The sequence below is a fragment of the Nonomuraea sp. NPDC050643 genome (genome assembly GCF_040654715.1).
GTDB lineage: Bacteria > Actinomycetota > Actinomycetes > Streptosporangiales > Streptosporangiaceae > Nonomuraea.
On sequence record NZ_JBFAIM010000006.1, the window covers coordinates 216,179 to 237,281 of the forward strand.

At 73.2% G+C, this 21,103-nt stretch carries 16 protein-coding genes; 7 read left to right on the forward strand and 9 right to left on the reverse strand.

Features of this window, described 5'->3' with window-relative positions:
- Positions 1-26: 26 nt before the first annotated feature.
- The gene (locus AB0I15_RS10285) at positions 27-1,451 is read right to left on the reverse strand and encodes an alpha/beta hydrolase (protein ID WP_358092572.1); all 1,425 of its coding nucleotides are present in this window, start codon (positions 1,449-1,451) and stop codon (positions 27-29) included.
- A gap of 210 nt (positions 1,452-1,661) precedes the next feature.
- On the opposite strand from AB0I15_RS10285, the gene AB0I15_RS10290 reads away from it, so the two are divergent.
- Positions 1,662-4,067, forward strand: a complete 2,406-nt coding sequence (locus AB0I15_RS10290; protein ID WP_358092575.1) for a serine/threonine-protein kinase — start codon at positions 1,662-1,664, stop codon at positions 4,065-4,067.
- 213 nt (positions 4,068-4,280) lie between these two features.
- Here the strand turns inward: AB0I15_RS10290 and AB0I15_RS10295 are convergent, their stop codons facing one another.
- The 3 genes from AB0I15_RS10295 to AB0I15_RS10305 all read right to left on the reverse strand — a co-directional run bounded on the left by AB0I15_RS10295 (position 4,281) and on the right by AB0I15_RS10305 (position 7,347).
- Entirely contained in the window at positions 4,281-5,729 is a 1,449-nt protein-coding gene (locus tag AB0I15_RS10295; RefSeq protein WP_358092578.1) for a PepSY domain-containing protein, read from the reverse strand.
- Between the two features lie 309 nt (positions 5,730-6,038).
- Complete coding sequence (locus tag AB0I15_RS10300; RefSeq protein WP_358092581.1) at positions 6,039-6,641, reverse strand: hypothetical protein; 603 nt, start codon at positions 6,639-6,641, stop codon at positions 6,039-6,041.
- A gap of 91 nt (positions 6,642-6,732) precedes the next feature.
- Positions 6,733-7,347: a polysaccharide deacetylase family protein gene (locus tag AB0I15_RS10305; protein ID WP_358092584.1), complete on the reverse strand. Its 615-nt coding sequence runs from the start codon at positions 7,345-7,347 to the stop codon at positions 6,733-6,735.
- On the opposite strand from AB0I15_RS10305, the gene AB0I15_RS10310 reads away from it, so the two are divergent.
- Positions 7,334-7,681 carry a hypothetical protein gene (locus AB0I15_RS10310; protein ID WP_358092587.1) on the forward strand — a complete coding sequence of 116 codons (348 nt, stop codon included), beginning with the start codon at positions 7,334-7,336 and terminating at the stop codon, positions 7,679-7,681. The two genes, AB0I15_RS10305 and AB0I15_RS10310, sit on opposite strands and share 14 nt — an antisense overlap.
- A gap of 35 nt (positions 7,682-7,716) precedes the next feature.
- On the opposite strand, the gene AB0I15_RS10315 is transcribed toward AB0I15_RS10310, so the two are convergent.
- Entirely contained in the window at positions 7,717-8,610 is an 894-nt protein-coding gene (locus AB0I15_RS10315; protein WP_358092589.1) for a LysR substrate-binding domain-containing protein, read from the reverse strand.
- Between the two features lie 111 nt (positions 8,611-8,721).
- Here AB0I15_RS10315 and AB0I15_RS10320 point away from each other — a divergent pair, with 111 nt between their 5' ends.
- Genes AB0I15_RS10320 through AB0I15_RS10335 form a run of 4 tightly spaced genes read left to right on the forward strand, consistent with a single transcriptional unit; the run spans position 8,722 to position 15,674 of the window.
- Positions 8,722-9,483, forward strand: coding sequence for an enoyl-CoA hydratase/isomerase family protein (locus AB0I15_RS10320; protein WP_358092592.1), 762 nt, complete (start codon positions 8,722-8,724; stop codon positions 9,481-9,483).
- A complete protein-coding gene (locus AB0I15_RS10325) occupies positions 9,480-10,997 on the forward strand; it encodes an AMP-binding protein (protein WP_358092595.1) in 1,518 nt (505 codons plus the stop codon). Before AB0I15_RS10320 ends, AB0I15_RS10325 begins: the two co-directional genes overlap by 4 nt.
- Positions 10,998-11,032: 35 nt before the next feature.
- Positions 11,033-12,358, forward strand: a complete 1,326-nt coding sequence (locus AB0I15_RS10330) for an MFS transporter (RefSeq protein ID WP_358092598.1) — start codon at positions 11,033-11,035, stop codon at positions 12,356-12,358.
- Positions 12,359-12,416: 58 nt separating this feature from the next.
- Positions 12,417-15,674, forward strand: coding sequence for a glucodextranase DOMON-like domain-containing protein (locus AB0I15_RS10335; RefSeq protein ID WP_358092601.1), 3,258 nt, complete (start codon positions 12,417-12,419; stop codon positions 15,672-15,674).
- On the opposite strand, the gene AB0I15_RS10340 is transcribed toward AB0I15_RS10335, so the two are convergent.
- The gene (locus AB0I15_RS10340) at positions 15,646-17,088 is read right to left on the reverse strand and encodes a cytochrome bc complex cytochrome b subunit (protein ID WP_358092604.1); all 1,443 of its coding nucleotides are present in this window, start codon (positions 17,086-17,088) and stop codon (positions 15,646-15,648) included. The two genes, AB0I15_RS10335 and AB0I15_RS10340, sit on opposite strands and share 29 nt — an antisense overlap.
- An 81-nt stretch (positions 17,089-17,169) precedes the next feature.
- Positions 17,170-17,820 (reverse strand): hypothetical protein, encoded by a 651-nt coding sequence (locus tag AB0I15_RS10345; RefSeq protein ID WP_358092607.1) that lies wholly within the window; start codon positions 17,818-17,820, stop codon positions 17,170-17,172.
- Positions 17,821-18,095: 275 nt separating this feature from the next.
- Between AB0I15_RS10345 and AB0I15_RS10350 the strand changes: the two genes are divergently transcribed.
- Positions 18,096-19,157: an Ig-like domain-containing protein gene (locus tag AB0I15_RS10350; RefSeq protein ID WP_358092610.1), complete on the forward strand. Its 1,062-nt coding sequence runs from the start codon at positions 18,096-18,098 to the stop codon at positions 19,155-19,157.
- Between the two features lie 105 nt (positions 19,158-19,262).
- Here the strand turns inward: AB0I15_RS10350 and AB0I15_RS10355 are convergent, their stop codons facing one another.
- Both AB0I15_RS10355 and AB0I15_RS10360 read right to left on the reverse strand, forming a co-directional pair.
- Positions 19,263-19,928, reverse strand: a complete 666-nt coding sequence (locus AB0I15_RS10355) for a response regulator transcription factor (RefSeq protein ID WP_358092613.1) — start codon at positions 19,926-19,928, stop codon at positions 19,263-19,265.
- Positions 19,925-21,052: a sensor histidine kinase gene (locus tag AB0I15_RS10360; protein ID WP_358092616.1), complete on the reverse strand. Its 1,128-nt coding sequence runs from the start codon at positions 21,050-21,052 to the stop codon at positions 19,925-19,927. The genes AB0I15_RS10355 and AB0I15_RS10360 overlap by 4 nt, the downstream gene beginning before the upstream one ends.
- Positions 21,053-21,103 lie beyond the last annotated feature (51 nt).

The following is a 21,103-nucleotide window of genomic DNA, read 5'->3' on the forward strand; positions in this document are numbered from 1 at the left end:
CCCCCCCGCCGGGGGCGGGCCCGACGTCACCGGGCCGGGCGGCAGGTGGTGCCGGGCGGGGGCAGGGTCAGGTCGGTCAGGTACGCGTTCGCGTGCTCGATGGCGCAGGCGTTGCCCGTGAGGTAGAGGCCGTGGCCGTGCCCGTCGTAGCGGACCATCGCCGACCCCGGCACCCGGCGTACGAGGTCGGCCGTGTCGTCGTAGTCGATGTACGTGCCCGCGCCCAGGAACGGCGGGAGGCCCTTCGCGGGCAGCGCGGCGGGCGGGTTGGCCACCGGCGCCGGCCAGCCGGTGCAGCCGAGGCGGTGCCACAGCCCCGCGCCGGGGAGGTCCGGCGAGACGCGCTCGCCCAGCGCCCTGATCGCCCGGTATTCGCGGTAGTCGCGGAAGCGCAGCCCGTCGGCGCACATCGTGAGGTTCATGCCGACGAACGACGGCGGCTTGAGGCTGCCGATCCCGGCCTTGACGTACGCGGCGAACCCGCCGGCGTCGCCGCCCTCGGCCTGCCTGATGGCCTCGGCGAGCTGCCTCCAGCGCGGCAGGGCGGGTGCCGGGCCGGGCCCGATCAGGTTGGGCATCGCGGCGACCTGCAAATCGAACCCGCTGTAGGTGACGGACTCGCCCTTGACCGGGAGCGGCTTACGGTCGGCGGCGGCCACCAGCCCGCGCCAGCGCGCGGCCACGTCCTTGCCGCACACGTCCGCCACCGACGCGCACCACGTCACGAACCGCTCGAACTGCGCCACATAGGTGCCGTAGCGCGTCCGGGCGTCGGCCGTCGCGTCGCGGAGCTGGTTGACCGCGCCGTCGAGGTACATGGCCCTGACCCGCTGGGGGAACAGCCGCGCGTAGGCGACGGCCGGGACGCCGCCGTAGGAGGTGGCGATGAAGCCGAGCCGCTCCTCGCCGATGGCGGCGCGGATCGCCTCGATGTCGCGGGCCACGGAGGCCGAGTCGAGATGGTCGGCGAACCCGGGATCGATCTTCCGGCACGTCTGCGCGCTCGCCCGTACGGTGGCGCCCAGCCTGGCGTACTCGGCCGGGCTGCCGGGCCGGGTCAGCCACGGCCCCGTGGCGAAGCACTTCCGCGGCAGCCTGCCGTACGTGGTGGCGTTGCGCGGTTCGAGGCTGACCACGTCGAATCGCTCCCGGAGCTTGGCGAAGCTCGCGCGGTAGAACGTGAGATCGTCGATCCCCGACCCGCCGGGGCCGCCGGGGATGCTGAACACCGTGCCCTGGCTGTCGCCGGTGGCGGGCAGCCGGGCGATCCGCAGCGTGATCGCGCGCCCGTCCGGCCTCGCCCAGTCGAGGGGGACGTCGATGGAGGCGCACTGCAGGTCCTTCGGCCGCTCGGCGCCCTGGCACGCGCCCCAGCCGGGGGCGGTCTCCGCCTGAGCCGTGGGCACGATCGCCAGCGCCCCGAGCAGCACACCGGTCGCTATGAGTTTCATGCCCTCCACGGTCGCGGTCCGGCAGGCGGATCTCGATCGTGGTGCGACCCCTCTTGGGGGTAGTGCCAGGACTACCTTCGGTGAATTCCTGATGACGTTTCTCTGAAATGTCACTCGTGCTCGTCGATATCGCCTTTTCGGGTAATCCGGTGGGGTGCGGTGAATCGTAGTATCCAGTGCTGAGGCTCCTGCTGAGTGAAGAGGTGTGCATTGTCACGTCCGGGAGGCGACCTCGGGCGGATCGCCGGTCACCGGCTCACGGGGTTCCTGGGGGAGGGCGGGCAAGGGACGGTCTACCTGGGCCTGGACCCGTCCGGGCACGAGGTCGCGATCAAGGTTCTGCACGCCAGGATGTCGGAGGATCCCGAGGCGCGCCGTAGGTTCTTCCGTCAGGTCGAATTGGCGCGCCGGGTCGCTCCTTTCTGTACGGCGCGGGTGCTCGACATGGGGATGTACGACGATCGGCCGTACATTGTGAGCGAATATGTCCGCGGCGATTCCCTGGAGCGGGTCGTGCGGCGGGACGGGCCGCGTACCGGGGGCGGGCTGGAGCGGCTCGCGGTGGCGACGGCGACCGCGCTGGCCGCGATCCACCGCGCCGGGGTCGTGCACCGCGACCTGAAACCGGGCAACGTCATCCTGGGGCCCGAGGGGCCGGTGGTGATCGACTTCGGCATCTCCCGCGCCCTCGACCACGCCGTCACCCAGACGGGGGCGCTGGGCACGCCGGGGTACATGGCGCCGGAGCAGGTCAGCATGGATCCTGTCGGGCCGGCGGCGGACGTGTTCAGCTGGGGCGCCACGATGGTGTTCGCGGCCACCGGGCGGCGGGCGTTCGCGGGTGACTCGGTGGCGGCCGTGCTGCGGGCGCTCCTGTACGACGAACCCGACGTGTCCGGCGTACCGGAGGGCCTGCGGTCCCTGGTGGTCGCCTGCCTGGCCAAGAACCCCACCCGCCGCCCCACGGCCGACGACCTCGCCCGCACCCTGACCGGCCACCCCACCCCGCCCTCAACCACCGCCGCGCCTCCACCGGCAACCTCGCCCACACCACTACCGGCCCCCACACTCGAACTCCCACCCACACCCGCGTCGTGGCTCGCGTCCCCGCCCACGCTCGCACCCACACTCACACCCGCACCCACACCCACACCCTCGTCCTCGCCCGTGTCGGGGTTCGCGTCCCCGCCCGTGCCTGCGTCCACGTTCGCCCCTGCGCCCGCCCCCGAGTTCGGGTCGGCGTCCGGGTCCGAGTCCGCATCCGGGTCAGCGCCCGGAGTCGGGTCGGCGATCGCGCCTTGGGCCGGATCCACGCCCACGCCTGCGTCCGAGCCCACGCCCGCGCCTGCGCCCGCGCCCGCGTCCGGATTCGTGTCCGGGGCTGGGGTGGGGTTGGAGGGGGAGGTGGGTACGGTGCCCTCGTCTGTGCGCTCGTCTGTGCCCCCGTCCGTGTCCCCGTTCGTGCGCCCGTCTGTGACCTTGGTGGGTTCCGGGGCGTCGGTGGGCAACCGGGTTGGGGGGTGGGTGCGTTGGTGGTGGTGGGGGGTGCCGGGGCGGGCGTTGGTGGCGGGTGGGGTGGCGGTGTGCGTCCTGGTGGTGGTTTTGGTGGTGGTCATGGGGTCGCGGGCGCAGAAGGTGGAGCCGGTGCCCGTGGCCGGGCCGACGTTGGGGGCGGTGGTCGGGACGCCGTTGGCGGGGCATGGCAATGACGTACGGTCGGTGGCCGTCGGGACGTTCGACGGGGTGCCCGTCGCCCTGACCGGTTCCGATGACGAGACCGCCCGCCTGTGGGACCTGCGTACGTCCCGGCAGATCGGCGCGCCGCTCACCGGGCACACAGAGTGGATCAGAGCGGTGGCCCTCGACCAGCTCGACGGCCGGCCCGTCGCGGTGACCGCGAGCGACGACGACACCGCCCGCGTCTGGGACCTGCGCACCGGGCAGGCCCGCACGCTGACCGGTCACAAAGGGGACGTCAAGGGAGTGGCGACCGGCCGCATCGGTGGCCGGCACGTCGCCGTGACCGCCTCCGCCGACGGCACCGCCCGGGTGTGGGACCTGCGGACCGGCCGCTCGGCCGGCCCGCCACTGACCGGGCACAAGGGCGCGGTGTGGGCGGTGGCGGCCGGGCAGGTCGGCGGTACGGCCATCGCGGTCACCGCCGGGGACGACGGGACCGTACGGGTGTGGGACCTGACGACCGGGAAGCAGCTCGGCGCGCCGATGACCGGGCACGCCGGCTGGGTACGTTCGGTCGCCCTGGGCAACCTGGACGGCGTGCCCGTGGCGATCACCGGCGGCGAGGACATGACCGTGCGCGTGTGGGACCTGACCACCAGGAAGTCGGCCGGCCCCCCGCTCACCGGCCACACGGGCTGGGTGTGGGCGGTGGCGATCAGCAACCTGGGGGACGTCCCGATCGCGGTCACGGGCAGCGAGGACACCACGGCGCGGGTGTGGGACCTGCGGACCAGGAAACCGCTCGGTACGCCGTACACGGGGCACACCGACTGCGTGTGGTCGGTGGCGATCGGCCTGCTCGACGGCCGGCCGATCGCCGTCAGCGCCGGCCGCGACCAGACGGCCCGCACCTGGAGCCTCGGCCCGCCCCGCTGACCCCGAGACGAGCCACGACCCGGCCACAGAGGTGGGGTCCGGTCACGGAGCCGCGGCCCGGCCAGGGGAGCCGCGACCCGGGGCCACCGAGGTGGGGCCCGGCCACAGAGGTGTGGCCGGGCCACAGAGGTCAGGGGCCGGCTCAGGGGGTCAGGTGTCAGCCCGGGGTTCAGGTGCCGGCCCCGGGGTCGGGTGTCGGCTCAAGGGCAGGGGTCAGCCGAAGACTCGGGCGACCGCCGGGATTCGGCGTAGGACGAACCGGTCCAGCAGTAGCGCCACCGCCATCGTGATGCCCGCCAAGGGGAACAGCACCCCCAGCACCGCCATGATGGCGATCACCCCGTACGTCGTGCGCCGGTTCGTCGTACGGGCGGGAGCCCCGACCCGGCCGCGGGGGCGGCGCTTCCACCACATCCAGACCCCGGTGACCACCAGCGTGATCAAGGCCAGGCAGGCCCCCAGCATCACGATCAGGTTGGCGGTCCCGTAGCGGCGGCCCTCGTGCAGGGCGATGCCCTGTTCGACCGCCTTGGCCAGCACGCCGTACTCGGCCCAGCCATACGACACGAGCACCCGCCCGCTGTACTGGTCGACGTGCAGCGTCTGCGAGTTCGCCGGGTCACGGCGGGGGTCGGTCACGATCGTGTAGACCCCGGTGGGCCCGTCGGGAAGCAGCACCTTGACGTCGCACTCGGCGGCCGGGCAGGCCCTGATCGCAGGTTTGGCGACGGCCAGGGCGTTCTCGATGGACAGGGCGCCGGGCTGCAGCACGCCGGAGCCGCCACCGTGCCCGGCGTGCTCGTCCTGGGAGTCGGGCACCGGCAGCCGCTCGGCCGCCCAGGGTACCTTCGCGTCCGGGTGCGTGGACAGGTCCCCCGACAGCGGCGGCGTCGAGGTGTTCGGGAAGTCGCTCGCGTTCGGCGTGGTGGAGCCGGTGCCGGCCTGGATCCGCTGCAGCCCGTCCCCCCACACGCCCGACCACGGCAGGCCCGAGATCACCAGGAACACCACCACCGTGCCCCCGCCGAGCCCGGTCAGGATGTGCAGTCGCCGCAGCCGCCCGCGACCCGACCGGACGACCTTCTTGCGGGTACGCCGCCCGCTCCACCACAGGTACGAGCCGGTGGCGATGAGGATCAGCGCCCAGCACGCCGCGATCTCCACGACCCGGTCGCCGACCGTGCCCGACATGAGCTCGCCGTGGATGGTCCGCACCACGCGCATGAACGTGGCCCCGTCGTCGATCTCCCCGACCACGGTGGCCGTCCCGGGGTTGACGTAGACGGAGATGCCCTGCGCCCAGGGGCCGGCGTCGGCGCCCTGGAGGATCACCCGGGTCGTACGTTCGGCGGACGTGGGCGGAATGACGGACATGACGCCCGCGCCGGGGTGGGTGCGCTGGGCGGCGGCGATCTGGTCCGAGAGCGGGCGCGCCGCGGCCACGGGCTCGGCGAGCACGCGCACGTCCTGGTAGCGCCACTCCTCGAACGGTTCCTTGAACAGGTAGATGGAGCCGGTGATGGCGAGGACGAGCAGCACGGGGGCGACGAAGACACCGGCGTAGAAGTGCCAGCGCCAGATGGCCCGGTAGCGCTGGGAGGAGGAGGCGGGTGCGGGGGTGAGGGGCGCGGCTACTTGCGGGCGCGCTTCGACAGAGGTCATGGGGGACTCCGATCCGCTGGCGCGCACAGGTTGGCTGGCGCGCCGAAGGCGACGGGATCTGCGGGGTGCGCCGGTTGAGGGCGCGGTGAAGGGGATCCGCGGGTGCGCGCGTGCGGCGGCGCACCTCGGAAGATCTGCGGGTACGCCTGTTCGATCACACGCCCGGGAAGGCCGACGGGTACGCCAGTTCGGGCGGCGTGCCCAGGAGGCTCCACGAGCGTGCGCGTCAGCCGGCGCGCAGAAGAGGCGGAGCCGTGGCCGGTGTGCCGGTGCGAGTGCCGGCGCCGCGGTCACGGAAGCGATGGGGCGTCAGTCGGTTCCCTGGCCCCGAAGAGGTGGTCCCCTGCGGCACAGCGTCCAGGCCAGTACCTGGGAGAAGAGGATGCCGGGCGCCTGGGCCGCGATGGGCGCCGGGCGCGGGGAAGTCAGGGGAGGCGGTGCGGTCAGCAGCCGCCAGAGGACGCGCAGTGAGGTGGCCAGCAACAGCAGCAGCGTGGCCAGTGCCGTCTCGCCGCGGTCGAGCCACCACGCCGACAGCATCGCCACGACGGCGTGCGCCAGCAGCATCCCGGCGCCGGTGGAGAGCTCGGTGCCGTGGTGGCCGGTGAAGGAGCCGGTGCCGGCGGTGAAGAGCTGGTGCATCCCGTACTGGGCCGCGAAGGAGGCGGCGAGCAGCGTACCGAGGGAACGGCGGCGGCGGGCCAGCACGAACGCGCCCGCCCCCGTCGCCACGGTCGCCGCCGCGACGGTCCCGAGGCCCGCGATCGGGCCTCCGGCCAGCACGTGCATGGAGAGCGCGGCGAGCACGCACACGATGGCGAACACCGATGCCCGCAGCCCGCGCAGGCCGGGCCGGCCGGCCTGCGCGGTGTCCCTGCTGCCGGTGCCGCTTCCTTCCGTGTCGGGGTTCATGCGCGATCACCGCTCACACCGACAGATACGGGGGGTGCCCGATCGGGGTTCAGCGGACGTGACAGAAATTCGGATCCGGCGGGCCGGGGTCTCAGTAGACGAGCCGTGGCGGCCGGCCGCCGTACAACTGGCTGACGGTGACGAACGTGTAGCCGCGCTTCGACAGGACCTTCAGCAGGGCCGGCATCGCGGCCACCGTCGACGGGTGGATGTCGTGGAACAGGATGACGCTGCCCGGGCGTACCGAGGCGGTGGTCTTGCGGATCACCCTGGCGCTGTTGCGGAAGCGCCAGTCCAGGGTGTCGACGCTCCAGAGCACCATCGGGCGCGCGGTCTGGGACCGTACGGCCGCGTTGAGCGCCCCGTACGGCGGCCGGACGAGCTTCGGCGTGATGCCGATGGCCGCCCGGATCGCCCGGTCGGCGCGGGCCAGCTCCGACCGCACCCCGAGGGCCGACAACCTCGTCAGGTCGGGGTGCGACCAGGTGTGGCTGCCGATCTCGTGCCCGGCCGCGTACGTCCTGCGCAGGATGCCGGGATTGGCGGCGACGTTACGGCCCACGACGAAGAACGTCGCCCTGGCCCGGTACGCCGCCAGGTGGCGCAGCAGCGCGTCCGTGTAGACGCCGGGGCCGTCGTCGAAGGTGAGCGCCACGCACTTGGCCCGCCGGCAGTCGACCGGCTTACCGGCGGTGGCCGAGCTCATCGAGATGGCCGAGCTCATTGAGGTGGTCGAGTCCATTGAAGTGACCGAGGTGGCCGAGGTGGCCGTGACCGTCGCCTGGGCCGGTGCCGGGGCGACGGCCTGGCCCGTCGCGCAGGTCGTCAGTGCCAGGACGGCCGTGGCGAGCGCCCTCGCCGTCCCCCGTCGAGCGCCGGCCCGAGCAGGCCGCCGCGATCTCGCGCCGATGTTCATTCATCCCCCTTTACGCACCGCCCCCGGTGCGTTCCCCTGGGTGCCGGCCCATGGCAAGGACCGTTCCAACGGTTTTGACAACCGCCGTTCGCACCTGGTTCGCGGGAGAGCGCCGTCCGGATGACCCGGATCAGGAATCGGCAGAAGACGGCAGGCCCGTCACACGTGGCCGACCTCGCGCAGGCCGGCCAGGGCCGCCTCGGAGAAGGCGGTCACCACCTCGCCGCCCTGCACCGGCAGCCACACCGCCGAGGTCGACCAGGTCAGCCGGGGCTCGTCGATCGGCCGCCAGACCAGGCCGGCGGGCAGCTCGTCGTAGGGTTCCTCGTTCAGGTGCGTGCCCAGGCCCGACATGACCAGGCCGTGCACGAAGTGCGGGTTGCGGGCGTGCCGGATCGCGCTGGGCAGGAAGCCGTTGTCGCGGCACGCCTCCAGCATGTGGTCGTAGAGCCGGGGCGCCATCTCGCGCGGGAAGATCACCAGTGCCGAGCCGTCGAGCGTGCGCAGGCGTACCTCGTCCTGCCGGGCGGCCCGGTGGCCGGCGGGCAGCACCACGCCCAGCCGGCGGTGCACGACCGGGCTCGACTCCAGCCCCACCGTGTCGCACGGGTGCCGGACCAGGCCCGCGTCCAGCTCCTCCGCGCGCAGCTTGGCGAGCTGGCTGGCCGTGGTCAGCTCGTGCAGCTCCAGCAGCACGTCGGGGACCCGCTCGGTGAACGTGGCCACCAGCGTCCGCAGCGCCATCGGCGTCGTGTCCGGTGGCACGCCCGCCCGCAGCACCCCCGACGCTCCCGGGCGGATGCGGCGCATGGCCTCGCGGGCGGCGTCGGCGCGTTCGAGCACCCCGCGGGCGTGCTCCAGCAGCAGCGCGCCGGCCTCGGTGAGCGTGACGCGGTGCGGGTTGCGGTCGAACAGCCGGACGCCCAGCTCCCGCTCCAGGTCGCGGATGCGCTGGGAGAGCGGCGGCTGCGCCATGTGCAGCCGTTCGGCGGCCCGGCCGAAGTGCAGCTCCTCGGCCACGGCCACGAAATAACGCAGGTGGCGTAGCTCCATCGGCCTCACCATATCGCTCTGGTATCGCCAAGGGTCGACATTGATGTTGGCCACCGCCCCGTGCCACCTGGTTGTATCCCGGAAAGCCCATTGACCTGCGAAAGGACGCTTGTGACTGTGCTGCTGGACCGTGACGGACCCGTCGCGGTGATCACCTTGAACCGGCCGGAGAAGCTGAACGCCTGGACCGCCGGCATGCGCGAGCGGCTCATCGAGCTGCTGCGCACGGCCGGAGAGGACCCCGAGGTGGGGGCGGTCGTCCTCACGGGGGCCGGGCGGGCCTTCTGCGCGGGCCAGGACCTCGGTGAGACGGCCACGATCGACCCCGGCGACCACGCCGCCTCCGACGCCTGGATCGACGGCTTCGACCGGCTCTACCGGGCGGTGCTCGACCTCGACAAGCCGGTCGTGGCGGCGGTGAACGGGGTGGCGGCCGGGTCGGGGTTCCAGTTCGCGCTGCTGGCCGACCTGCGCATCGGCCACGCGGGCGTCCGGATGGGCCAGCCCGAGGTGCTGTCGGGCATCCCGAGCATCACCGGCATCTGGGCCATGTGGAACGTGCTCGGCCGCGCCAGGACGACCGAGTTCGCACTGACCGGCCGGCTCGTGTACGGGGCCGAGGCGGAGCGGCTCGGCCTGCTGACCAGGCTCGTGGGCGAGCGGGACGTGCTGACCGCCGCGGTCGCGCAGGCCAAGGAGCTGGCCGCGCTGCCCCCCGGCGCGGTGGCGCTGACGAAGGGCCGGCTGCGGGAGCTGGAGGGTCAGGCCCTGGCCGACTCGGTGGCCGCGGCCAAGAAGGTGCACGCCGCCGCGTACGCCTCCGGCGAGCCGCAGCGCGAGATGGCCCGGTTCCTGAAGGAGCGCGCCCGATGATCGGATGGAGCGTTCCCGAGCGCTACAACATGGCCGTGGACGTGGCCGACCGCCACCCGCGCGAGGGCCTGGCCCTGATCTTCGAGGACCACACCGGCGCCCACGAGGAGATCCGCTGGGGTCAGATCCAGGACAGGTCCCGCCAGCTCGCGGCCTGCCTGTACGGGGCGGGCGTCCGGCCCGGCGACCGCGTCGCGGTCATGCTGCCGCAGCGCACCGACACGCCCGCCACCTATCTCGGCGTCCTGCGCACCGGGGCCGTGCTCGTCACCATGTCCCCGCTGTGGGCCGACGACCAGATCGCCTACCGCCTGGCCGACTCGGGCACGTCGGTGCTGGTCACCGAGGCCGGCGCGGTACGCAGGGCGGGCGGCTACGAGGGCATCGTGGTCGACGTGGACGACCCGGCGATCGGTCGGCTCGCGCCGGAGTTCGCCGACGCCGACACCGCCGCCGACGACCCCGCACTGATCTTCTACACCTCCGGCACGACCGGCCCCGCCAAGGGCATCGTGCACGCGCACCGCACGCTGCTCGGCCACAACGAGTTCGAGGTCTGCCACGGCCTGCGCCCCGGCGACGTCTTCTACGGCGCGGGGGAGTGGGCCTGGTCGATGGCCAAGCTCATGGGCCCGCTGCGGGCCGGGGCCACGCACTACGTCTACCGTCCCGCCGCCGGGTTCGACCCCGAGGGGCTGCTGGCCGGCATGGCGCGCAACGGGGTCACGACCGGGCTGGTCAACCCCACGTTCCTGCGCAAGATGCGCGAGCGGGTGCCGGACGCGGGCAGCCGCCACCCGCAGCGCTTCCGTACGATCTGCTGCGCCAACGAGCCGCTCACCGCCGACCTGATCGGCTGGTTCCGCGACCAGTTCGGGGTCACGCTGCTCGACTACTACGGCTCGACGGAGTCGTACCCGCTGGTCGGGAACTTCCCCGGCACGCCGGTCAAGGAGGGCTCCATGGGGCGCCCGCTGCCCGGCTGGGACGTGGCTTTGCTGGACGAGGCGGAGCGGCCGGTCCCGAGGGGCGAGGTCGGCGAGATCTGCCTGCGGGCGCGGAGCAACCCGCAGTTCCCGCTCGGCTACTGGAACCGCCCCGAGGCCACCCGCGAGGTGTTCGGCGGCGAGTGGTTCCACACCAAGGACCACGCCCGTGTGGACGAGGACGGCTACTACTGGTTCCTCGGCCGCGTCGACGACGTGATCAAGACCTCCGGCTACCGGGTCGGCCCCGACGAGATCGAGGGCGCGCTGCGCGCCCACCCCGCCGTCGCCGACGTGGGCGTGGCCGGGGTGCCGGACCCCGTACGCGGCCAGGCCGTCAAGGCATGGGTCCTGCTCGCTCCCGGTCATCGGCCCGGCGAGGAGCTGGCACGGGAGATCCGCGAGTTCGCGAAGAGCGCGCATTCGCGTTTCGCCTACCCACGGGAGATCGAGTTCGTCGACGACCTGCCCCGATCGGCGACCGGGAAGATCCAGCGCGCGCGGCTCCGCGAGCGCCACACCAAGTAAGACCTCGCGAGCGGCACATCACGTAAGGAGCGAGCATGACCCCCCAAAAGGATTCGGCGCCCGAGGCGTCGGCGGCCGTCCGGCGCAAGGTCACCCTGGCCTCCGCGATCGGCAACTTCGTCGAGTGGTTCGACTCGGCGGCGTACGCGGTGATGTCCGCGACGATCGCCGCGCTCTTCTTCCCCGACTACGACAAGACGGCCGCGCTGCTCGCCACCTGGGCGATCTTCGCCGGCGGTTTCATCGCCCGCCCGCTCGGCGCGGCCTTCTTCGGCCGGTACGGCGACCGCCTCGGCCGCAACCGCATGCTGGCCCTGACGATCCTCACCATGAGCGGCGCCACGTTCCTCATCGGCGTCCTGCCCACCTACGCCTCGTGGGGCATGGCGGCCCCGATCCTGCTGTTCCTGCTGCGCTGTGCCCAGGGCTTCTCCACGGGCGGCGAGTACACGGGCGCGTCGGCGTTCATCGTCGAATACTCCCCCGAGGGCCGCAGGGCCCGCTTCGCCGCCGCCGTACCGGTGACCGTGGGCCTGGCCAGCGTGGCGGGCTCCGGGGTCGGCTTCCTGATCACCTCGTCGGTGTCGGCCGAGGCGCTGCAGAGCTGGGGCTGGCGCATCCCGTTCCTGCTGGCCGCGCCGCTCGGGCTGATCGGGCTCTACCTGCGCTCCAAGGTCGAGGACACGCCCGTGTTCCGGTCGCTGGAGCGGCACGACGCGGTGGAGCAGGCGCCGCTGCGTGAGGCCGTGCGCCGCTGCGGCCGGCAGATCGCCACGCTGTTCGGCTACAGCATTACCAACGCCGTCGGGTACTACCTGATGAGCAGCTACATGATCGCCTACATGTCGGAGCAGCTCGGCTACTCCAAGAGCCAGGCCCAGCTCACGAATGTCGTGTCGATGCTGGCCTACAGCGTCGCCTGCCTGTTCGCGGCGGCGGCCAGCGACCGTTACGGACGGCGGCCCATGCTGATCATCGCCTGCGCGGGGTTCGTGCTGCTCCCGCTGCCGGCGTTCTGGCTGATGGGCTCGGGCCTGGCCGGGGCCATGGTGGGCACGTCGCTGCTGGCGATGCTGGTGTCGGTGATCGGCACCTCGAACGTGCCGGCGCTGGTGGAGATGTTCCCGGCCAAGGTGCGGGCCAGCGGGTCGGCCATCGGCTACACGGCCGCGTACGTGCTGTTCGGCGGCACGGCCCCGTTCGTGGCGACCGGCCTGGTGTCGGCGTCGGGCAACGCGATCGCCCCGGCCTTCTACATGGTGGCCGTGGCGGTGGTGTCGCTGGTCGTGGTGCTGAGGTCGTTCAGGGAGACGCGCGGCCTGCGGCTGGATCGCGGCGTCGAGAGCGTCGCGCAGGCTTGACAGACGCCCGGGGCTGGTCTTCTCTCGACCCATCGGGGGTCGGGAGGGGAGCCCTGGCATGCCTGCGATTCGACGGTCCGTTCTCGCCCTGATCACCTCCGCCGCGCTGGTCGTCGTCCCCGCCGATCCCGTCCTGGCGGGCGCCCCCGCGCCGGGCGGGCCGGGCGCGCCCTCCCACTTCGGGCTCGCCCGCAAGGACTGCGTGGGCACGGCCACCGGCCGGACCTCCAAGGTCTGGTACACGGTCGCGAACGGCGTCCTGTCCGACGTGTACGAGCCCACGATCGACAACACGAACGTCGAGACCATGCAGTTCGTCGTGACCGACGGCCGGACGTTCACGGACCTGCAGACCCGTGACACCACCTACCGGGTGAGCACCGACCGCTCCGGCATGACCTGCACGATCACCACGACCGGCCGCCAGGGCCGCTACCGCCTCACCACCACCTACCTCACCGACCCCGGCCGCGACGCCGTGGTCGTCCGCACCCGGCTCGAACCCGCCGGGCTGCGCCTGTACGTGCGGCTAGACGCGAACGTCAACGGCAACGGCGGTGGCGGGCCGTCCAACGGCGGTGCCGACAGCGGCGCCGTCGACGGGCCCACCGGCGCCCCCGTCATCTGGGACACCGGCACGGAGACCGCCGCCTCTGCCCGCGACTACGCGGTCCCCACCCACCTGGCGCTGCGGGCCGATCGACGGCTGCCGCAGGCGAGCGTCGGGTACGCCGGCACGGCCGGCGACGGCGCCGCCCAGCTCGACGCGGCCCGCGAGCTGACCCCCTACACCGACGCCCCGGCCGGCAACGTCGTGGCCACCGCCCGGCTGCCGCTCGACGCCAGGGGCGAGGTGACGTTCGCGCTCGGGTTCGGGCGCAGCAGGGCCGCCGCGCTCAGGACCGCCGGCGAGGCCGCCGCCCGGCCCTTCGACGACACCCGTGGACGCTACGAGAAGGGCTGGGCCGACTACGACGCCGGCCTGCGCCGCCCGCCGGCCGCGCTGGCCGACTTCTACCGGCTGTCCGCGAACGTGCTGAAGGCGAGCGAGGATAAGACGTTCCCGGGCGCGATCGTGGCCTCGCTGGCCAGCCCGTGGGGACAGGCCGTCGGGGCCGGCGACCTCGTCGGTGGCAAGGCGGTCTACTTCGGCTCCTACCGCGAGGTCTTCTCCCGCGACCTGTACGAGGCGTTCACCGGCCTGCTCGCCGCCGGCGACGTGGCCACCGCCCGGAGCACGGTGCGCTTCCTGCTGGAGCGCCAGCAGTTGCCCGACGGCCGGCTGCCGCGCAACTCGCTGCTCAACGGGAGACTGGCGCCGGACTCGGGCGGGGACCAGCTCGACGAGACCGCCTACCCCCTGCTCATGGCCTACCAGGCCGGGCTGGCGGGCGATTCCGGGCTGTGGCCGCGGGTGCGGGCGGCGGCCGACTTCGTGCTCTCACGAGGGCCCGCGTTCGGGGTCGAGCGGTGGGAGGAGCAGTCCGGCCACTCGCCGTCCACGATCGCGGCCGAGATAGCCGGGCTGGTCGCGGCGGGGGAGATCGCCACCCGGCAGGGCGACCACGGCCGGGCGAGGCTCTACCGCGCCACGGCCGACCATTTCGCCCGCTCGATCAAGGCGTGGACGGTCACCACGACCGGCCCGTACGCCCCCCGGTACTTCCTGCGCCTGTCGCGCAACGGTGACCCGGACGCGGCGGAGTCGTACAACCTGGGCAACGGCGGCCCCACCGAGGACCAGCGCCGGGTCGTGGACGCCGGTTTCCTGGAGCTGACCCGGCTCGGCATCCTGCGCCCCGACGACCCCGACGTGCTGGCCAGCCTGCCCGTCGTGGACCGCGTGATCAGGCGGGCGACCGCGAACGGCCCCGGCTGGTACCGCTACGGCTCCGAGACCCCGGGCACCGAGGACGGCTACGGCGACTGCTACGAGCCCGACCCCACCTCCTGCGCGCCGTCCGGCAAGCCCTGGCCCACCGGCAACAACGGCAGCGGCCACGTCTGGCCGGTCCTGGCCGGCGAACGGGCCGAGCAGGCGCTCCAGACCCGCGACCCGGGTACGGCCGCCGCGCTGCTGTCGGCCATGCGCGCGATGTCCTCGGGCACCGGGCTCATCCCCGAGCAGGCGTGGGAGAACCCGGACCTGCCCGCCTCCCCGTACGGCACCGACCCCGCCACCGCCTCGATCGGCCTGCGCGACGGCGGCCCGGCCGGCTCGGCCTCCCCGCTGACGTGGGCGCAGGCCCAGGTGGTGCGGCTCGTCCTGTCGCTCGGCGGCACCCGGCCCGTCGAGCAGCCCGACGCCGTCAGGCGCCGCTACGCCACCATGCCGCAGGCCGCCCCGCTCACCGTCACCGTCCCGCCGGACGCCACCGGCGCCACGGTCCCGGTCGAGGGCGCCACGGTGCCCGGAGCCCGCGTGGACCTCGCCGCCACGCCCGTCGACACCGGCGCCCCCACCCAGGTCGTCTCGGTACGCGCCGGCGCGGACGGGACGTTCGCCGCTTCGGTGCCGGTGGCCTTCGGCGAGGTCGCGATCACCGTCACGGCCACCGCCCCCGACGGCCGCACCGCCCACGCGCGGCGCACGGTGATCGGCGACATCGGCGACGCCACGACCGTCCTCGACGTCGCCGACCCGGAGGGCGACGACAACGGCCCCGGCACCTACGCCTATCCGACGTCCCCCGACTTCCACGCCGGGACGTTCGACCTGACCAGGTTCCAGGTCGTCACCGACGCGAGCACCGTCTACCTGCGGGCCCAGGTACGCGACCTCACGGCGACCTTCGGCAACCAGATGGGCGCCCAACTGCTCGACGTGTACGTCCAGGACCCGGCCGTGGCCACCCGCTCGACCGACCCGGCCTTCCCGCAGCGCAACCACCGGATCGCCGAGCAGGACGCCTGGACCCAGCGGCTCGAGGCGCAGGGCTTCGCCGCCCCGGTCTGGGTGACGGCCGCGGGCGCCGCGCCGGCCGGAGCCGCCGTACGGGCCTCCGGCACGACACGGACGATCACGATCGCGCTGCCCAGGGCCGCGTTCGGGACGCCCGGGCCCGGCTGGCGCTTCGCCGTGGTGCTCACCGGCCAGGACGGCTTCAGCGCCGACCAGGCCAGGGGCTTCGCCGCCACGCCGCAGCCGTTCCAGTTCGGCCTCTGCGCCGAGGGCGGCACGTCCCCGCTGTGCGCCGCCGACCCGGGCACGGTGCCCAAGGCGCTCGACGTGATCGTCCCCGCCGGCCGGTCTCAGGCGGAGGTGCTCAACCCCCTTCTGGGCCCGGTCACAGTGCCCGCCGTGCCGGTCCCGTGACGGGCACCAGCACCGCGGACTCCTCCTCGGTCACCGGCCGCTCGATCTCGCGGAAACCGCCCTCGGGCCCGCGCACGATCACGCCGGTCTCCACGCCGTGGGCGGCCGTGTGCCGGTCGCGGGCCAGCAGTCCCATGCACAGGCGGCGGGCGAGCACGAAGCCCAGCACGGGGCCGGCCACGATCAGCACCCGGAAGATCCACGTGGTCGCGTTGAGCGAGATGTGGAAGGTCGTGGCGATCAGGTCGTTGCCCCCGGCCAGCCAGAGCACGCCGTAGTAGGCGATCCCGGCCACGCCCAGCCCCGCCCGGACCGGCACGTCGCGCGGCCGGTCGAGGAGGTGGTGGATGGCATGGTCACGGGTGACCCGCCGTTCGAGGAACGGGTAGAGGGCCAGCACGGTGAACAGCAGTCCGGGCGCGCCCAGCGCCGGGATCAGCACGCTCATGGTCACCGTCTGCCCGAACACCGCGAACTCCCAGGGCGGCATGATGCGCAGCGCGCCCTCCAGGAAGCCCATGTACCAGTCGGGCTGGGAGCCGGCGCTGACCGTGCTGGGGACGTACGGGCCGTACAGCCAGATCGGGTTCACCTGGAACACCGTGGCCAGCAGCGCGACCACGCCGAGCACCCACAGGAAGTACACCGTCGTCTTGGCCAGGAACGCGGGGAAGAACGGCGCGCCGCGCACCACCCGGTCCGTCAGCCCCTTGGCCCTGAACTGGGTGTGGGTCTGCCGCCAGGTCAGCACCACCGCGTGCAGCGGGATGAGCAGGAGCAGCACGCCGGGGATCAGCAGCACGTGCAGGCTGTAGAGGCGGGCGATGATGTCCTCGCCGGGGAACTCGCCGCCGAACAGGAACGCCGCCACGTACGTGCCCACCAGCGGCACCGACAGCGTCACCCCGTGCAGGATGCGCAGCCCGGCCCCCGACAGCAGGTCGTCGGGCAGCGAGTAGCCGAACAGCCCGTTGAGCATCACCAGCCCGAACAGGGCCACGCCGATCAGCCAGTTCAGGTCACGCGGCTTGCGGAAGGCGCCGGTGAAGAAGTTGCGCAGCATGTGGGCGACGATGGCCGCCAGGAAGACGAGCGTGGCCCAGTGGTGCATCTGCCGCATCAGCAGGCCGCCGCGCACCTCGAAGCTGATGTCCAGCGAGGAGGCGTACGCCTGGCTCATCTCGACCCCGCGCAGCGGCACGTAGGAGCCGTCGTAGACGACCGCCGCCATGCTGGGTTTGAAGAAGAACGTGAGGAAGACGCCTGTGAGGAGAATCACCACGAAGGCGTACAGGGCGATCTCCCCGAGCAGGAACGTCCAATGATCGGGGAAGACCTTCCGCATCGCCTTCTTCAGGAAACCGGCCCCGCCGACCCGATCGTCGAGCGCTCTGGCCAGTGAGCTGCCCTTCATGGTGACCCCGCCTCCGGCTTGGTTGCATCGTCACCACCAAGACGCAGCAGGCGGGGGAAATGTGACACCTATCGGTTGACCTCAGGCGAAGCGCTCCACCGTGACGGGGATCAGGCCCTGGTCGCGGATGGCCTGCCGGTGGTGGTGCAGCAGCGCCCCGAGCGCCGTGACCGGGCCCGAGCCGAGCCGGGCGGTCACGTCGACGCACCAGGCGATGCCCGCGCCGATCCGGCGCAGCTCCCAGGTGAAGCCGTGGCCGCCGGTGCTGGTCGAGGCCTTGCCGACCACGCGCGGGTCGTCGGTGGGTTCGAGCCGCAGCGCTTTGAGCGCCTTCTCGAGCCCGTCGGCGCCGAGCTCCCCGGCGAACAGGATCCGGTAGCGGCGCGCGCCGGATCGTGAGCCGAGGTTGAGGGGGGCCGAGGCGGGCAGGCTGCGGCGTTCCTGGAAGAGGAAGCGCAGCCCGTCCTCCTCGGGCAGGTCGCCGCCGCCCAGCCGCGCGAAGGCGGCGCACGCGTCCTGCCTGCCCACCGGCGTCACCCGGCCGCGCAGGGCCAGGTCGGCGCGGATGGCCCGGCTCAACTCGGCGGAGGCCGACCAGGCCCGGGTGTCCGGCCGCCACTCGGCGCCGTCGATGCCGGCCGCCGTGTAGTCGTCACAGAGGACGAACTCCTCCACCAGCAGGCCTGCCGGTGACCGGTCTCCTGCCGTCCCGGCAATCAGGTAGTAGTCCACGGGCCCAAGATTGTCGGCAGCGGAAGGCCGGATCAAGCTCATCGGCCCGCGTCGGCGGGCCCGCCGACGGACTCTGCCCGCATGGGCCCGCCCGCAGCGGGCAGAAGTCCACCAGATCCCCGATATGTCAGGCGCGGGAGGCATCAGCGATGCGGAACGGCCGGACCAGGAAGATAATCACCGGCACTTTGACGGCGGCACTCCTCGTGACCGCCGGATGCACATCGGACGGCGGCGGCGGGGCCGCGCCGGCCGGGCCACAGGAGCAGGCCCCGGTGGCCAAATTGTCGATCACGCCCGCCGACGGCGCCACGAAGGTCGCCCCGGACACCGGCGTCGGCGTCAAGGCCACCGGCGGCCAGGTCACGAAGGTGACCGTGGCCGACGCCAAGGGCCGTGAGGTCCGGGGCGCCGTGGGCGCGGACGGGACGTGGCGTCCCCGGTGGGCCCTGCGGCCTTCGACGGCGTACACGGTCAGCGCCCAGGCCACCGGCACGGACGGGAAGCCGGTCACGGGCCGCTCCACGTTCACCACCCTCAAACCCAAGCGCGCGCTGGAGAGCGGCATGTCGCCGCTCGACGGGGAGAAGGTCGGCGTCGGGATGCCGATCCAGCTCCTGCTGTCGCGGCCGGTCACGGCCCAGCGAGACCGCGCGGCGGTCGAGCGCTCGCTCGTCATCCGGATGTCGAAGCCGGTCGAGGGCGCGTGGAGCTGGGTGAGCGATCGCGAGGTCCAGTTCAGGCCGCGCGAGTACTGGCCCGTGGGGCAGCGGGTCACGGTGGTGGCGCACCTGGCCGGCGTACGGGCCGGGCCGGGGGTGTGGGGCACCAAGGACCGCAGCCTGAGCTTCACCGTCGGCCCCGAGCACATCACCAAGGTCAGCGCCGGCTCCCACCGGGCGGTCGTGCGCGAGAACGGCGAGGTCGTCAAGACCATCCCGGTCAGCCTGGGCAAGCCGGGCGACGACAGCTACTCCGGCGTCATGATCGCCCAGGAGAAGGCCGCGGACATCGTCATGGACTCGGCCACCATCGGCGAGCCCGGCGAATACCGGATCCGTACGAAGTGGAACGTCCGCATGACCTACAGCGGCACCTTCTTCCACGCCGCCCCCTGGTCCACCGGCGCGCAGGGCAGCCGCAACGTCAGCCACGGCTGCGTGAACGCCGGCCCGGCCGACGCGCGGTGGTTCTACGAGTTCACGCAGCGTGGGGACATCATCGAGGTCTCGGGGACGTCGCGGAAGCTGGAATTCGGCAACGGGCCGACCCCGTGGGCCAAGTCCTGGGAGGACTGGCTGGCGGGCAGCGCCCTGGGCAAACCGGTCAACGGGTAGGGCCGGAGCCGTGAACGGAAGCGGACGGGGGCTGTTCCGGCTCCCGGCCGTCGCCCTGTGGCTGCTGGTCTGGCTGCTGAACGCCTACGAGCTCCTGGTGGCCTTCTAGGCGTTCGTTCCCGGGACCACCAGGCCGGACTCGTACGCGAACACCACGAGCTGGGCCCGGTCGCGCACGCCCAGCTTGATCATCGACCTGCTGACGTGGGTCTTGGCCGTGGCGCCGCTGATCACCAGGTGCGCGGCGATCTCCTCGTTGGACATGCCCCTGGCGACCAGGGAGACGATCTCGCGTTCGCGCCCGGTCAGCCGGTCGAGGCCGGGGGAGGGGGCCGGGCGGGGCGGGGTGCTGACGTACTCCTCGATCAGGCGGCGCGTCACCGAGGGCGAGAGCAGGGCCTCGCCGCGGGCGGCCACCCGGACCGACTGCAGCAGGTCGCCCGGCTCGATGTCCTTGAGCAGGAAGCCGCTGGCCCCGGCCCGGAGCGCGGCGAAGACGTATTCGTCGAGGGCGTAGTTGGTGAGGATCACCACGCGGACGGAGTTCAGCGCCGGGTCGGCGCCGATCCTGCGGGTGGCCTGGATGCCGTCGAGCACCGGCATGCGCACGTCGAGCAGCGCCACGTCCGGCAGCAGCCGGCCGGCCAGCTCCACGGCCCGCGCGCCGTCCGCCGCCTCGCCGACCACGATGATGTCGTCGGTGAGCTCGAGCAGGGCCTTGAAGCCGGCCCGGATCAGTGGCTGGTCGTCGGCCAGCAGCACCCTGATCATGACGGCGCGGGCACGGGCAGCTCGGCGCGGACCGTGAAGCCGCCGTCGTCGCCGGGGCCCGCGGTGAGGGAGCCGCCGACGGCGACCGCGCGCTCGCGCATCCCGATCAACCCCATTCCCGGCCCGGCCGTCCCCGGCTCGCCGTCGTTCTCCACCCGCAGCACGACCCTCGAGGGATCGTATTCGACGGCCAGCGTGACCGCCGCGGCGCCCGCGTGCCGCAGCACGTTGGTGAGCGCCTCCTGCGCGATCCGGTACGCGGCCCGGTCCACCTCCGGCGGCAGCGCGTACGGGTCGCCGGACACCGTGTGGGCCACCCGCAGCCCTGCCCCCTCGGCCCTGGACACCAGGCGCGGCAGCCGGGACAGCCCCGCCTCGACGCCGTCGGGATCGCCCTGCCGCAGCACGCCCAGCGTGGCCCGCAGCTCGCGCATCGCCTCGTGCCCCGACTCCTTGATCGCGGCCAGCGACTCCCTGACCCGTTCTGGGCGCCGGTCCAGCAGCTCCATGGCCAGCGCGACCTGCACGTTCACCACCGAGATGCTGTGCGTGAGCGAGTCGTGCAGCTCCTGCGCGATCCACAGCCGCTCCTCGCCCGCCCGGCGCAGCGCGGCCTCCTCGCGGGTGCGCTCGGCCTCCTCGGCCCGCTGCTCCACCGCCCGCAGGTACGCCCGCCGCCCCCGCGTCACCTCGCCGACCACCACCATGGCCACCAGCCAGCCGCTGAGCAGGGTCATCGCGTTGCCGGCCGCGGGGTCGTCGGCCGCCAGCGCCATCAGCCCGTAGACCGCCGTGGCCAGCCCCGCGGACAGCCAGATCGCGGCCCTGCGGCGGCCGAGCGCGGCCAGCGTGTAGATGCAGGCGAGCACCGGCCCGGCGGCGAACACGCCCGGATAGTGGGCCGCGTAGTAGGCGACCCCGGCGACGGCCGCCACGATCCCGGCGGCGAGCGGGGCGGCGCGCCGGAAGGCGAGCGACAGCGCCGAGACCGTGATCAGTGTCAGCCCGGCCGCGTCGAGCGGGCGTTCCAGGGGGCCGGTCCACGACAGGTTCGCGTACGTGCCGCCCACGATCGCCGTCAGGGCGCCCGCCGCGACGAGCGCGTCCGTCTTCCGGCCGTCCATGCTCAGCGTCCAGTCTTCCGGCTGTCCATGCTCACAAGGTAGGCGACCGGG